Annotated in this window: 13 protein-coding genes, 2 tRNA genes and 1 riboswitch; of the genes, 14 read left to right on the top strand and 1 reads right to left on the bottom strand. The window is 65.9% G+C overall.

Features of this window, described 5'->3' with window-relative positions:
* Positions 1–57: 57 nt before the first annotated feature.
* A riboswitch (TPP riboswitch) is annotated at positions 58–155 on the top strand.
* Between the two features lie 41 nt (positions 156–196).
* From thiD to ACS5PJ_RS02540, 12 genes are all read left to right on the top strand, one after another.
* The gene (gene thiD / locus ACS5PJ_RS02595) at positions 197–1,681 is read left to right on the top strand and encodes a bifunctional hydroxymethylpyrimidine kinase/phosphomethylpyrimidine kinase (RefSeq protein ID WP_439433562.1); all 1,485 of its coding nucleotides are present in this window, start codon (positions 197–199) and stop codon (positions 1,679–1,681) included.
* 273 nt (positions 1,682–1,954) lie between these two features.
* Positions 1,955–2,263, top strand: coding sequence for a 50S ribosomal protein L21 (rplU, locus tag ACS5PJ_RS02590; RefSeq protein ID WP_108600109.1), 309 nt, complete (start codon positions 1,955–1,957; stop codon positions 2,261–2,263).
* A 59-nt stretch (positions 2,264–2,322) separates the two neighbouring features.
* Complete coding sequence (gene rpmA / locus ACS5PJ_RS02585; RefSeq protein ID WP_009372867.1) at positions 2,323–2,586, top strand: 50S ribosomal protein L27; 264 nt, start codon at positions 2,323–2,325, stop codon at positions 2,584–2,586.
* Between the two features lie 116 nt (positions 2,587–2,702).
* Positions 2,703–4,292: a GTPase ObgE gene (gene obgE / locus ACS5PJ_RS02580; RefSeq protein ID WP_439433350.1), complete on the top strand. Its 1,590-nt coding sequence runs from the start codon at positions 2,703–2,705 to the stop codon at positions 4,290–4,292.
* Positions 4,282–5,433 carry a glutamate 5-kinase gene (gene proB, locus ACS5PJ_RS02575; RefSeq protein WP_439433349.1) on the top strand — a complete coding sequence of 384 codons (1,152 nt, stop codon included), beginning with the start codon at positions 4,282–4,284 and terminating at the stop codon, positions 5,431–5,433. Before obgE ends, proB begins: the two co-directional genes overlap by 11 nt.
* A gap of 26 nt (positions 5,434–5,459) precedes the next feature.
* The gene (locus tag ACS5PJ_RS02570) at positions 5,460–6,824 is read left to right on the top strand and encodes a glutamate-5-semialdehyde dehydrogenase (protein WP_439433348.1); all 1,365 of its coding nucleotides are present in this window, start codon (positions 5,460–5,462) and stop codon (positions 6,822–6,824) included.
* A gap of 76 nt (positions 6,825–6,900) precedes the next feature.
* Positions 6,901–7,131 (top strand): hypothetical protein, encoded by a 231-nt coding sequence (locus ACS5PJ_RS02565; RefSeq protein WP_439433347.1) that lies wholly within the window; start codon positions 6,901–6,903, stop codon positions 7,129–7,131.
* Positions 7,076–7,801 carry a nicotinate-nucleotide adenylyltransferase gene (gene nadD / locus ACS5PJ_RS02560; RefSeq protein ID WP_439433346.1) on the top strand — a complete coding sequence of 242 codons (726 nt, stop codon included), beginning with the start codon at positions 7,076–7,078 and terminating at the stop codon, positions 7,799–7,801. The genes ACS5PJ_RS02565 and nadD overlap by 56 nt, the downstream gene beginning before the upstream one ends.
* A gap of 7 nt (positions 7,802–7,808) precedes the next feature.
* Positions 7,809–9,020 carry a hypothetical protein gene (locus ACS5PJ_RS02555; RefSeq protein ID WP_439433345.1) on the top strand — a complete coding sequence of 404 codons (1,212 nt, stop codon included), beginning with the start codon at positions 7,809–7,811 and terminating at the stop codon, positions 9,018–9,020.
* 57 nt (positions 9,021–9,077) lie between these two features.
* Positions 9,078–9,479 (top strand): ribosome silencing factor, encoded by a 402-nt coding sequence (gene rsfS, locus ACS5PJ_RS02550; RefSeq protein ID WP_439433344.1) that lies wholly within the window; start codon positions 9,078–9,080, stop codon positions 9,477–9,479.
* Between the two features lie 101 nt (positions 9,480–9,580).
* Positions 9,581–9,653: transfer RNA gene (locus tag ACS5PJ_RS02545), tRNA-Ala, on the top strand.
* Positions 9,654–9,819: 166 nt separating this feature from the next.
* Positions 9,820–9,892 (top strand) — tRNA-Ala (locus ACS5PJ_RS02540).
* A 58-nt stretch (positions 9,893–9,950) separates the two neighbouring features.
* Here the strand turns inward: ACS5PJ_RS02540 and ACS5PJ_RS02535 are convergent.
* Complete coding sequence (locus ACS5PJ_RS02535) at positions 9,951–11,282, bottom strand: class I SAM-dependent methyltransferase (protein WP_439433343.1); 1,332 nt, start codon at positions 11,280–11,282, stop codon at positions 9,951–9,953.
* 102 nt (positions 11,283–11,384) lie between these two features.
* Here ACS5PJ_RS02535 and ACS5PJ_RS02530 point away from each other — a divergent pair, with 102 nt between their 5' ends.
* Together ACS5PJ_RS02530 and ACS5PJ_RS02525 are read left to right on the top strand one after the other, a co-directional pair.
* Positions 11,385–11,738 (top strand): zinc ribbon domain-containing protein YjdM, encoded by a 354-nt coding sequence (locus ACS5PJ_RS02530; protein ID WP_439433342.1) that lies wholly within the window; start codon positions 11,385–11,387, stop codon positions 11,736–11,738.
* Between the two features lie 14 nt (positions 11,739–11,752).
* Complete coding sequence (locus tag ACS5PJ_RS02525; protein WP_439433341.1) at positions 11,753–12,835, top strand: FAD-dependent oxidoreductase; 1,083 nt, start codon at positions 11,753–11,755, stop codon at positions 12,833–12,835.
* Positions 12,836–12,843: the final 8 nt, after the last annotated feature.

Genomic DNA, 12,843 nt, shown 5'->3' with positions numbered 1-12,843 from the left:
GGCGGCGTGGCCCATGACGTCATGGAAGGCCGGAGCCTGTGCGAAACGCTAGGCTGGACCACTGACACGGGGTGCCGCGCAGAGTGCCGGCTGAGATCCAGACCCGTTGAACCTGTCCGGTTAGCACCGGCGAAGGGATGTCTCCTTGGCTCCTGCATTTGTCCTTCCCCAGGCCGCACCACGCCAGCCCGCAACGGTGCTCGAACGGCGCGGTATTCCACGCGTTCTCTCGATCGCGGGCTCCGACCCGTCAGGTGGCGCCGGAATACAGGCCGATCTCAAAAGCATTGCTGCCCTCGGCGGCTACGGCATGGCGGCCATCACCGCCCTGACCGCCCAGAACACCAGGGGCGTCCGGGCCGTGCATGTTCCGCCCGCTTCCTTCCTCGCCCAGCAGCTGGATGCCATCAGCGAGGACATCACCATCGACGCCGTCAAGATCGGCATGCTCGGTGACGCTGAGGTGATTAAGGTGGTGCGCGACTGGCTCGAAAAAGTCCGTCCCGCCGTCGTCGTTCTTGATCCGGTGATGGTGGCAACCAGCGGGGACCGGCTCCTGGAGGAGTCCGCGGAAGGGGCCCTCAGGGAACTGCTTCACCTGGCGGACCTGATCACCCCCAACCTGGTGGAACTCGCCCTCCTCCTCGGCGAGCCGCAGGCGCCTGGCTGGCCGGAGGCACTGCAGCAAGGACTCCGGCTGTCTGCCGCTACCGGCGCCACCATCCTGGTCAAGGGCGGCCACCTCGACGGCGGTGACTGCCCCGATGCCCTGGTCAACTCCTCGGGACTGCTCTCCAAAGAAGTGGTGGAGCTGGCGGGGGAGCGGGTACGTACCCGCAACAGCCACGGCACCGGCTGCTCGCTGTCTTCCGCAATGGCGGCTGCGCAGGCCCGGCTGGGGGACTGGGAAGCCGCTCTTCGCCAGGTGAAGCCGTGGCTGGCCGGAGCGCTGCAGGCCTCCGGCCAGCTGGAGGTGGGTGGTGGCAACGGCCCGATCCACCACTTCCATCACACGCAGCCGGCCCCGGCAGAGGGGGAATTCGCTGAGCTGCTCCGGCAGGCGGCTGCGCCGGAGCTGGAAGCGATCTACAGGCTGGAGTTCATCCGGGACCTGGGAACCGGCGCACTGTCCGAGGGGCAGTTCGCGTATTACCTCGCCCAGGATGCCATTTACCTCAACGGCTACTCGCGGGTGCTGGCCCGGGCCAGCGCGCTGGCGCCTACGGAAGCCGCCCAGCTTTTCTGGGCACGCTCCGCGCAGCAGTGCCTGGAGGTTGAATCCGAGCTGCACAGGACCTGGCTCAGTTCCCGCCCGGCGGGGGCGGGCCTGGGGCCGGTCACGAAGTCGTATGTGGACCACCTGCTGGCCGCATCCGTGTCCGGAAGTTACGGAGCGCTGGTGGCGGCCGTCCTGCCCTGCTTCTGGCTCTACGCGGAGGTGGGCAGGACGCTGCACGCGGAGTTCGTCGCCGCAGGCGCACCGGCGGCGCATCCCTACGCCGATTGGCTGCGGACCTACGCTGACGAGGGTTTCGCCCAGGCCACCCGTGAGGCCATCGCCCTGGCCGACGACGCCGGGCGCAGGGCTTCCGGGGACGAGCGGGCAGCCATGATTGCCGCGTTCAGCCAGTCCTGCCGCTTCGAAGTGGAATTCTTCGACGCGCCGCGCCTGCACTCCTGAGCGTAAACGGCCGCTTCAGCCGGTACGATAGTCGGGCACGGTTTCCTGGTTGTGGGTGTTGGATCTGCTTGTGGGTCCTATCACAGACAACCGGCCGTAACCAGCCTCATTTGCGGCCGAAGGCAAAATTAGCGTATTCTAGATCTTCGGTGCTTACGCCAACACTTGGGTTACGACCCCACGGCGTTGAGGCACAGCGAGAGCCCAGCCAATTATGGACCCAGGTTCCGCACGCAAATCTAGTAATAAACGTCGAGAGAAGTGAGTTCCCAAGTGGTGTACGCGATTGTCCGCGCAGGCGGCCGGCAAGAGAAGGTCTCCGTTGGAGACTTCGTTACCCTCAACCGCGTCGCCGGTGGAGCTGGCAGCACCATTGAGCTGCCCGTCCTGCTCCTGGTTGACGGTGAGAAGGTCACTGCCGCAGCTGCGGACCTGGCCAAGGTAACTGTCACGGCTGAGATCCTCAATGACCTCCGCGGTCCGAAGATCGTCATCCAGAAGTTCAAGAACAAGACCGGTTACAAGAAGCGCCAGGGTCACCGTCAGGAACTGACCAAGGTCAAGATCACTGGTATCAAGTAACCTTCGTTACTGTTCAGGTTTTCAGCAGATTCCCCAGAATTTAGAGGCAGGCATTTCAAATGGCACATAAAAAAGGCGCGAGCTCCACTCGCAACGGTCGTGACTCCAACGCCCAGTACCTCGGCGTCAAGCGCTTCGGCGGCCAGGTAGTTTCCGCAGGCGAGATCATCGTCCGCCAGCGCGGCACCCACTTCCACCCGGGTGCCGGCGTAGGCCGCGGCGGCGACGACACCCTGTTCGCACTGACCCCGGGAGCTGTCGAATTCGGCACCCGCCGCGGTCGCCGCGTAGTCAACATCGTTGCTGCTGCAGCTGCAGAGTAACAAATAGTTCTGAAGCGGTGGAGCGGACCTGTTGGTCCGCTCCACTGTTCTTTTAACCGCATTACAATCGTCTTGGTGCCTGCGGGCGTCCAGGAAACAGCACTGAGGAGATCCACGTGGCGAGCTTTGTAGACCGGGTAGTACTGCACGTATCCGGCGGTACCGGCGGCCACGGCTGTGTCTCCGTCCACCGGGAGAAGTTCAAGCCTCTCGGCGGACCCGACGGCGGCAACGGCGGCGACGGCGGCGATGTCATCCTGCGCGTCGATCACCAGACCACCACGCTGCTTGACTACCACCACGCCCCGCACCGCCATGCCACCAACGGCGGCCCCGGAATGGGCGATTGGCGTGGCGGAAAAAGCGGCGAAACCCTGATCCTCCCGGTCCCCGACGGCACCGTGGTCAAGTCCAAGGACGGAACCGTCCTGGCTGACCTGGTCGGCGAAGGCGCCGAATACATTGCCGCGGCCGGCGGACAGGGCGGCCTCGGCAATGCCTCGCTGTCCTCCCAGAAACGCCGTGCCCCGGGCTTCGCACTCCTCGGCATCGAAGGTGATTCCAGCGACATCGTGCTGGAGCTGAAGTCCATCGCGGACATCGCCCTGGTGGGCTTCCCCTCTGCCGGGAAGTCCAGCCTGATCGCGGCCATGTCAGCCGCGCGGCCCAAGATCGCCGACTACCCCTTCACCACCCTCATCCCCAACCTCGGCGTGGTCCAGGCCGGCGATATCCGCTTCACCATCGCTGACGTCCCTGGCCTGATCGAAGGCGCCAGCGAAGGCAAGGGCCTGGGCCACCACTTCCTGCGCCACGTGGAACGCTGCGCTGCACTGGTGCACGTGCTGGACTGCGGCACGCTCGAAGCCGACCGCGATCCGCTCTCCGACCTGGCCATCATCGAGGCCGAACTGGAAAAGTACGCGGTGGACATGAGCTACGCCGGGACCGACGGCGAAGTTGTCCCGCTGAACCACCGCCCGCGCCTCGTGGCCCTGAACAAGGTTGACCTCCCGGACGGCAAGGACATGGCCGAGTTCGTTCGCCCGGAACTGGAATCCCGCGGCTACCGTGTCTTTGAAATCTCAGCCACCAGCCACGAAGGCCTCCGTCAGCTTGGCTTTGCCATGGCGGAAATCGTCCAGGCTGCCCGCGACACCCTTGCCGCGGCACCGCCGAAGGTCCAGCCGCCCGTGCTGCGCCCGCGCGCTGTGAACGAGGCCGGCTTCAAGATCCGCCGCGAGGAAAAGAACCTGGAGCCGCTGTTCCGCGTCCTCGGCGACAAGCCCGTGCGCTGGGTCAAGCAGACCGACTTCACCAATGAGGAAGCCATCGGCTATCTCGCAGACCGCCTGGCCAAGCTCGGCGTGGAAAATGAACTCTTCAAGCAGGGTGCCAAGCCGGGCGACACCGTGGTGATCGGTGAGGACGACGGCGTCGTCTTCGACTGGGAGCCCACCATGATGGCAGGAGCCGAGCTGCTTGCCGCTCCGCGTGGCACCGACGTCCGCTTTGCAGACATCGGCGACCGCCCCACCCGCGGCCAGAAGCGGGACGAGCAGCAGGAACGCAAGGATGCCAAGGCAGCCGCCCGCGCCGAGCTCGAGGCCGAACGCAAAGCCGGGATCTGGACCGAGTCGGTCAGCAGCCGCAGGGTCGCCAAGCCGCTCAAGGAGAGTGGACTGGGCGCAGACGATGACCAGTAGCACTGCAGCCGCGGTTCCGCAGCAGCGGACCGCGGACCGCACCGTGCTCTCCGGTGCCCGCAGGATTGTGGTCAAGGTGGGTTCGTCCTCTCTGACCAGCATCAAGGGCGGCATCTCCGAGGAGTCCCTCACCGCACTGGCGGACGCGCTGGCCGCCAAGCGGAACTCCGGCACGGAGATCATCCTGGTCTCCTCCGGGGCCATCGCGGCGGGCCTGGCACCCCTTGGCCTGGCCAAACGGCCGCGTGATCTTGCCACCCAGCAGGCCGCGGCCAGCGTGGGCCAGGGCCTGCTGATGGCCCGGTACACCCAGGCCTTCGGTGCCCACGGCGTGACCGTCAGCCAGGTGCTGCTCACCGCGGATGACCTGATGCGCCGCAGCCAGCACACCAATGCCTTCCGCGCCCTTGACCGGCTCCTGAACCTCGGCGTGGTGCCGGTGGTCAACGAAAACGACACTGTGGCCACCCACGAAATCCGCTTCGGGGACAACGACCGCCTCGCTGCCCTGGTGGCCCACCTGGTCCGCGCTGACGCGCTGGTGCTGCTCTCCGACGTCGACTCCCTGTACGACGGCCCGCCGTCGCACGGTGCCAAGCGGATTCCGCTCGTGGAAGGCCCGCATGATCTGGACGGGGTGTCCATCGGCAAGGCAGGCAAGGCCGGCGTGGGGACCGGGGGCATGATGACCAAAGTCGAGGCGGCAACCATTGCGGCCGGCTCCGGAATCCACGCCCTGGTCACCTCCACCGCCAACGCTGCGGCCGCATTGGCCGGGGACGACGTCGGGACCTGGTTCACCGTCAACGGCGCCCGCAAGCCGGTCCGGATGCTGTGGCTGGAACACCTGGCCACGGTGCACGGCCGGCTGATTCTCGACGACGGCGCCGTCAAGGCTGTCCGCGACCGCCACACCTCGCTGTTGCCGGCAGGCATTTCCGCCGTCGATGGGGATTTTGAGGCGGGCGACGCCGTTGAGATGGTCAGCGCCGACGGCACCGTCATTGCCCGCGGCCTCGTTAACTACTCCGCAGCGGAACTGCCCCAGATGCTGGGAAGGTCCACCAGGGAACTTGGCAAGTCGCTGGGCCGCGGCTATGACCGTGAAGTTGTTCACGTTGATGACCTGGTGCTGGTCTGAGCACGCACCTCGCCTAAACTTGAACCATGACTGAGGCGCTGACCCACACCACTGCTGCGACTTCCGGGGACAATGCGGCCGTTCCCGCTTCCCCGGATGCATCTGTTTCAGCTGCCGTCCCGCTGTCTACGGCGGACGTCGAAGCTGCTGTCCACGCCATAGCCGACCGCTCAAGGCATGCAGCACGCCGGATGGCGCGGGCCAACCGGGCGTGGAAGGACCGCGGCCTGCGTGCCATCGGAGCTGCCCTCCAGGAGCGCAAAGGCCTTATCCTCGCCGCGAATGCCAAGGACGTGGCTGCCGGCAAGGCAAACGGTACCTCCGCAGCAATGCTGGACCGCCTGACGTTGACTGAAGCGCGCATCACCGGACTCGTGGACGCGCTGGATATTCTTGCCAACCTCCCGGACCCCGTGGGCAACGTGGTCCGCGGCCAGACCCTGCCCAACGGCCTCCGCCTTCGCCAGGTCAACGTGCCCATGGGTGTGGTGGCCGCCATTTACGAGGCCCGGCCCAACGTCACGGTGGATATCGCCGGGCTGGCGCTCAAGAGCGGCAACGCCGTCATCCTCCGCGGCGGCACCGCAGCTGGGGCCACCAACGAAGCCCTCGTCCACGTGCTCCGCGAAGCGCTCGAGAGTGTGGGCCTGCCCGCCGACGCCGTGCAGACCGTGGACCAGTACGGCCGTGAAGGCGCGAACGCCCTGATGCGCGCCCGCGGACGCGTTGATGTCCTGATCCCGCGGGGCGGGCGCGAACTGATCCAGTCGGTCGTTACCAATGCTGCCGTGCCCGTCATTGAAACCGGTGAAGGCAACGTGCACATCTTCATCGACGAATCTGCCAGCGAAGGGATGGCCGTGGACATCCTGCTGAACGCCAAAACCCAGCGGCCCAGCGTCTGCAACACCGTGGAGACCCTCCTGGTCCATTCACGCTCCACCGCCCTGCCTGCCGTGGCTGCCGCGTTGCGGGCCGCGGGAGTGACACTCCATGTCGACGAGCGGGTCCGCGCAGCCCTGCCCGCATCCATTGAGTCCGAGCCGGCGTCGGATATTGACTGGGCGACTGAATACATGGACCTGGACCTGGCGGTGGCCATGGTGGACAGCCTCGATGACGCCGTCAAGCACATCCGCACCTGGTCAACCGGTCACACCGAGGCGATCCTCACCAACAACCTTGCCAATGCAGAGCGGTTCATCGCCGAGATCGACTCGGCAGCGGTGATCGTGAACGCGTCCACGCGTTTTACCGACGGCGGAGAGCTGGGGCTGGGCGCCGAGGTGGGCATTTCCACGCAGAAGCTGCACGCCCGCGGCCCGATGGGTCTGACCGAGCTCACCACCACGAAGTGGATCGTGCAGGGCGAGGGCCAAGTCCGCGGGTAGCAACGCGGTAACATAGACGAAAGTCCTACAATGGCGGGAAAATCCGCTGCCACATCCTTGAACCCTAGGGGAGATAATGCTGCTCCAGCAGATTGCCATGACCGTTGCCGAAGGCGGAGAACACGAACCCGCTCCGCTGTGGGCTGAGCCCTGGGTTTTCGGCGTGGTTATGTTCGCCCTCCTGCTGGTGCTGATGTTCATCACCTGGTCCTACTCCAACCTGGGCAACCGGCACACAATAACCGAAGAGCATGCCGATCCGCACCGCCAGCACCCGAACAAGCACGATCACGGCCAAGGCCACTGACATTTCCAGTGTTCTGCACCGGAAAGGTGCTGAAGGCCGGCTGCGGCTGGGCGTGATGGGCGGGACGTTTGATCCCATCCACCACGGCCACCTCGTGGCAGCCAGTGAAGTGGCGGCCAAGTTCGGTTTGGACGAGGTGGTTTTTGTCCCTACCGGGCAGCCATGGCAAAAATCACACAAGCAGGTCAGTGAGGCCGAACACCGCTACCTGATGACGGTCATTGCCACGGCGTCGAACCCGCGCTTCACCGTCAGCAGGGTCGATGTTGACCGGCCGGGTCCCACATATACCATTGATACCTTGCGGGACCTGCGTACCCAGCGCCCGGACGCGGATCTTTTCTTCATCACCGGAGCCGATGCGCTGGCGCAGATCCTGTCCTGGAAGGACATCGATGAGTTGTGGTCGTTGGCGCACTTTGTCGGCGTCACCCGGCCCGGGCATGTGCTTGACGGCATGGGCCGCAAAGACGTCAGTCTCCTGGAAGTGCCCGCCATGGCCATTTCCTCCACCGATTGCCGGATCAGGGTAGCCGCGCACAATCCCGTCTGGTACCTCGTGCCGGACGGTGTGGTGCAGTACATCGCCAAATACGGACTGTATGCCGAGGGACAATTTCCCCAGGACGTCCGCACTACCGAAACAGACGAGTCAGCCAGTACTGAATGAGTTCTCTATGAGTCAGGAACAGCCCCCCGTCCGTAGCCGCCGCGAACTGCGGCAGTCCAGAGACGAGAACATGGTTGCCGGGCCTCCCGCCCCGGGCCAGCTTTCGCCTGCCTCCAAACAACGCCGTGCGTCCGACACCCCGGTGGATTCAGTCCCCGAGCAGACACCTGCTGAGCGGTCCTCGCAGATCCGCGCCCGTGACCGGGCGGCCCTGCGTACCATCAAGGAACTTGAGGAAAAGGAGGGGCAGCTGTCCGCCGGCGGCCCTCCCACCCGCAGGCAGTTGCGGCTGCAGCAGCTCAAGGAACAGGCCGTCACCTCGGCCAACCCCATCATTTCCCCCGCCGGCCAGCAGGCCGGTCCCGGCAAGTCCGGTGTCGCCTCTCCCGGCAAGCCCGGCGCCGGTGCCGCCGGCAAGAGCAGTTCCGCGCCGCCCGCCCCTGGCTCCGGCGTCCCGGCCGGCATGAGCGTGGAACAGGCCCTCGCGGCACGTTCACTGATTGCCGAGCAGGCCAAGAACCAGTTGGCCAAAATGGAGCACATCGCATCGCTGGATCCGGAGGCAGTGGATCCGGACATCCTCGCCGAACAGATCGCCCTTGCCGAGCGCGCCGCAGTCCTCAACCGCCGGGCCATGGCGAAGCAGAAATTGGCAGAGCAGGCGGAACCTCCGGGACCTTCCCAGGGAATTTCACCGCCGGCCGTGCAGCGGCCGGGCCCGGCGACCGCCGCCAATCTTGCCATGGTGACGCCGCTGGAATTCGTGCAGGTGCCCGGCATCGACCGTCCCGTGATGAAACCATCGCCGACTTCCCATGTTCCCGTGGTGACGCAGCCCGGACAAAAGCTCCGGACCGGCGGCAAAGGCCGCCGGCCGTCCGCCACATCCAAGCAACCCTCAGCCGGTTCCGCGCCGGCCGCGCCCTCGGGCCGTTCCCGGGTCATCGCCCGCGCGGAAGCGGCCGCCCGGGCAGCGGCTGAGCCGAAGCGTGTGGCACCGTCCGTGCAACACCAACAGGTGGTGGAGTCCGATGATCTGTTCGAGGACCTGCCCCGGATCCCGGCCAGTTCAGCGCATGGGCTTGAGCCGCTGGATGCGGCAACGGCAGGCCTGGCCCGCGCCAAGCGGCTCAGGCTGATGCAGGTCCTCGTCCTGGTCTTTGGGATCGTGGCCCTCATCTCCGGCGTCATCCTCATCATCAGCGGCATCTCCCGCTGACCGGGCGCCCTCCCGGAGCGCCCCCTCATAAAGCTTTAGAAAACAACAAGGAGTCCCGTGACTGCATCAGATTCATCCATCGCCGTAGCCCGCCAAGCCGCCAAGGCCGCCGCGGACAAAATTGCCCACGACATCGTGGCACTTGACGTCAGTGAGCGCCTGGCACTGGCCGACGTCTTCCTCATCGCCTCCGCACCGAGCGAACGCCAGGTCAACGCCATTGTGGACGGCATTGAAGAGGAACTGGCCAAACAGGACCTGCGGCCGACCCGCCGCGAAGGCCGCTCCGGCGGACGCTGGGTGCTGCTGGACTACTCGGACATTGTCATCCATGTCCAGCATGAGGAAGACCGCGTCTTCTACGCTTTGGAGCGCCTCTGGAAGGACTGCCCCGTGGTGGACCTGCAGTTGGGTGACGACACGTCAGCCAAGACGCCTGCCGGCTCCGAGGCCGAATAAAGGACCTTGTCCGGGCCCAATATGCCCGATTTGGAATTTTCCGAAACGCTGGTCTAAGATATTTGAGTTGCTCCGGGGAAACCACGGATTAACGAAGGTCCGGGGCTGTGGCGCAGCTGGTAGCGCACCTGCATGGCATGCAGGGGGTCAGGGGTTCGAGTCCCCTCAGCTCCACCGGATGGTCCGCCGGAATCGAATGATTCCGGCGGACCTTTTTGTTTCATGCGAAGGACAGGTTGTTGCACCCGAAGGACAAGCCCCGATTGGCGCCAACCGCGGATTTGCATTAAGCTGAACAGGTTGCTTCGGGCGGTGTGAACCGCCGGTCAGCACGGGTTTTGGGGCTGTGGCGCAGCTGGTAGCGCACCTGCATGGCATGCAGGGGGTCAGGGGTTCGAGTCCCCTCAGCTCCACGAAATTCGGAAAACAACACAACAGCAGAAGAGCCACCCGCACGGTGGCTCTTCTGCTTTAAACCCAGTCAGTCCGGCGCAACGGCGGCTCGGCCCCGCCGGCCCTCTGCACGAGCACCTGATTGACGCCGGTGAGGCCGGCCTCGAAGCCCAAGGCGCTCGAAGCCATGTACAGCCGCCAGACCCGCGCACGGCCCAGGCTGGTCAGCCGTACGGCCTCATCCCAGTTCTCCTCCAGCCTGCGCACCCACGCCCGCAGGGTCAGGGCGTAGTGAAGGCGCAAAGCCTCCACATCAAGTACCTCGAAACCACCGCCCTCCAGCGCACTGACCATCTCGCCGAGGCTGATCATCTCGCCGTCCGGGAAGACATAGCGGGGAATGAAGGAATCGGGGTCCGGTTTGGTGGGGCCGGAGTTCCACGAAATGGCGTGATTGAGCAACCGGCCGCCCGGGCGGAGCAGGCCGTGCAGCACCTGGACGTAGTGGGGTGTCTGTTCCCGGCCAACGTGTTCGGACATGCCGATCGAGCTGATGGCATCAAAGGGTCCGTCGGAGACATCCCGGTAATCCTGGACGCGGATATCGATCTTTTCCGTCAGGCCTGCATCGGCTGCCCGCTTGCGGGCCAGGACGGCCTGTTCCGAGGACAGGGTCACCCCCACCACCGAGACGCCGTAGTGCTGGGCGGCGTGCAAGGCAAAGCTGCCCCAGCCGCAGCCGACGTCCAGCACCCGCATCCCGGGTTTCAGCCCGAGTTTGCGGCACACCAGATCCAGCTTCGCTGCCTGCGCCTCCTCAAGCCCGGCCGGAAGTCCCCGGTCTTCAACGCCGGACAGGTTTCCGTGGCCGTCTGGGGTTCCGTTTTCCCACACGGCGCACGAGTAAACCATTGATGGTCCCAGCACGAGGGCGTAAAAGTCGTTGCCGACGTCGTAATGGTGTGAGATTGCCGCAGCATCGCGCCGGCGCGTGTGCAGCCGGCCCTTCCGGGCAACCCGTGCCTCCTCCGGGGGAGGCGAGGGATTGGGCCCCAGGGCCCCGAGCCGCACGGCTGTAGTGACCAGTGTGACCAGTTCGCGTGGAGTCAGCGGAGTGAAGGGGCCGGGCTCCGAAAACTTTCCCACGGAGCTCAGTGCGGTAAAGCCCGCGAAGATGTCACCCGGAGCATCGACGTCGCCGGACACATAGGCGCGGCTCAGTCCCAACTGCCCCGGCGACCACAGGATCCGGCGCAGCGCCCTGCGCGACCTGAACTCGAGGACCGGGGCGCCGGGCGGACCCGCCTCGGAGCCGTCCCAGGCCCGCAGCCGCAGCGGCACCTCATCGGTGCCCAGGACAATGGCCAGCGCTTTGGCCAGCTGTGCCGCGGCCCCTTTTTCCCTCGTCATGGTCCTTGCCTCTCTTCCGCCGTGCGCGTCTTCCGCCATGGCCCAACAGTACGACGGCGGCCGGGCGCCTGTCAGCGCTGTTGCCACGATTATCATGGGGGAGTGAACGAAACCCTTCCGCCGTGCCCCGAATGCTCCAGCCCGTACACCTATGAGATGGGTGCGCTGCTGGTCTGCCCGGAATGCGGACACGAATGGTCCGCCGAGGCAGCGGGCGGCCCGGACGGTCCTGGGCAGCGGGTCATCAGGGACGCGGTGGGCAATGTCCTGGCCGACGGCGATACGGTAACGGTCGTCAAGGACCTGAAGATCAAGGGCAGTTCCAGCGTCATCAAGGTGGGCACCAAGGTCCGTGGAATCAGGCTCATGGACGGCGTGGGGGATCACGATATCGACTGCAAAGTGGACGGCGTGGGACCTATGCAGCTCAAATCCTCCGTGGTGAAGAAGGTCTGACCGGTATCCGCGCAATGTCAGCCGCGAAAGTGGATGTGGTGGTCATCGGGGCAGGCCAGGCCGGTCTTTCCGCCGCGTTCCACCTGCAGCGCAGGGCCCTGTCCTATAGGGTCCTCGACGCCGAGGAGGGGCCCGGCGGGGCGTGGCGCCACCGTTGGAAGAGCCTGCGGATGGCCACGGTCAACGGCATCAGCGACCTCCCCGGGATCGCCAAACCCGATGTGGACCCGGCCGAGCCAAGTTCGGAGTTCCTGACCAGGTACTTCGCCGGCTACGAACGGGAACTCGGGCTTGAGGTCCTGCGCCCGGTCAAAGTCACCGCCGTGGCCCGCGAAGATGCGGATCCGGCCGGAAGGCTGCGGGTCAGCACCCATCGAGGTGACTGGTCGGCGAAAGCCCTCATCAACGCCACCGGTACCTGGACACGGCCGTTCTGGCCCATCTACCCCGGAAGGTCCACGTTCCGGGGCCGGCAGCTGCACGTCGCCGACTATGTTTCCGCGGAAGAGTTCCGCGGCCTGCACGTCATTGTGGTGGGCGGCGGCATCTCCGCGGTCGGGCTGCTGGATGAGATCTCACAGGTGACCTCCACCAGCTGGTTCACCAGGCGGGAACCCGAATGGCGGGACGCCACGTTCGACGCCCGGGCCGGCCACGACGCCGTCGCCCTTGTGGAGGAGCGCGTCCGGCAGGGACTGCCCCCGCAAAGCGTGGTGTCCGTGACCGGCCTCATCCGGACTCCTGCGCTGCGCGCCGCAGCACTGCGTGGGGCGCTGGACCGGCGCCCCATGTTCATCTCGATCGAGCCCGACGGCGTCCGGCTCACCGACGGCAGCCTGCACCGGGCGGACGTCATCCTGTGGGCCACCGGGTTCCGGGCAGAGCTCGAACACCTCGCGCCGCTGCACCTGAGGGGACCCGGCGGCGGGATTGCCATGGACGGCACCCAGGTGGCAGCGGAGCCGCGCGTGCACCTCGTGGGCTACGGGCCGTCGTCGTCCACCATCGGCGCCAACCGGGCAGGCCGCGCGGCCGTGGCGGCAATCCTCAAACTACCCGGGCTTGCGGCTCAGCCGCTGACCCGGTTCGGCGCATGACCAGAAGG

It is taken from the genome of Pseudarthrobacter cremeus (assembly GCF_051857465.1).
Taxonomy (GTDB): Bacteria; Actinomycetota; Actinomycetes; order Actinomycetales; family Micrococcaceae; genus Arthrobacter.
Note: the sequence above shows the minus strand (reverse complement) of the source record. Positions and strands in the feature narration are given on the sequence as shown.

Bases quoted from the DNA above. Each gene is read 5' to 3' on its own strand.
- rpmA (WP_009372867.1), top strand. From the start codon at position 2,323: ATGGCACATAAAAAAGGCGCGAGCTCCACTCGCAACGGTCGTGACTCC.
- proB (WP_439433349.1), top strand. From the start codon at position 4,282: ATGACCAGTAGCACTGCAGCCGCGGTTCCGCAGCAGCGGACCGCGGAC.
- ACS5PJ_RS02570 (WP_439433348.1), top strand. From the start codon at position 5,460: ATGACTGAGGCGCTGACCCACACCACTGCTGCGACTTCCGGGGACAAT.
- ACS5PJ_RS02565 (WP_439433347.1), top strand. From the start codon at position 6,901: ATGCTGCTCCAGCAGATTGCCATGACCGTTGCCGAAGGCGGAGAACAC.
- nadD (WP_439433346.1), top strand. From the start codon at position 7,076: ATGCCGATCCGCACCGCCAGCACCCGAACAAGCACGATCACGGCCAAG.
- ACS5PJ_RS02555 (WP_439433345.1), top strand. From the start codon at position 7,809: ATGAGTCAGGAACAGCCCCCCGTCCGTAGCCGCCGCGAACTGCGGCAG.
- ACS5PJ_RS02535 (WP_439433343.1), bottom strand. From the start codon at position 11,282: ATGACGAGGGAAAAAGGGGCCGCGGCACAGCTGGCCAAAGCGCTGGCC.
- ACS5PJ_RS02525 (WP_439433341.1), top strand. From the start codon at position 11,753: ATGTCAGCCGCGAAAGTGGATGTGGTGGTCATCGGGGCAGGCCAGGCC.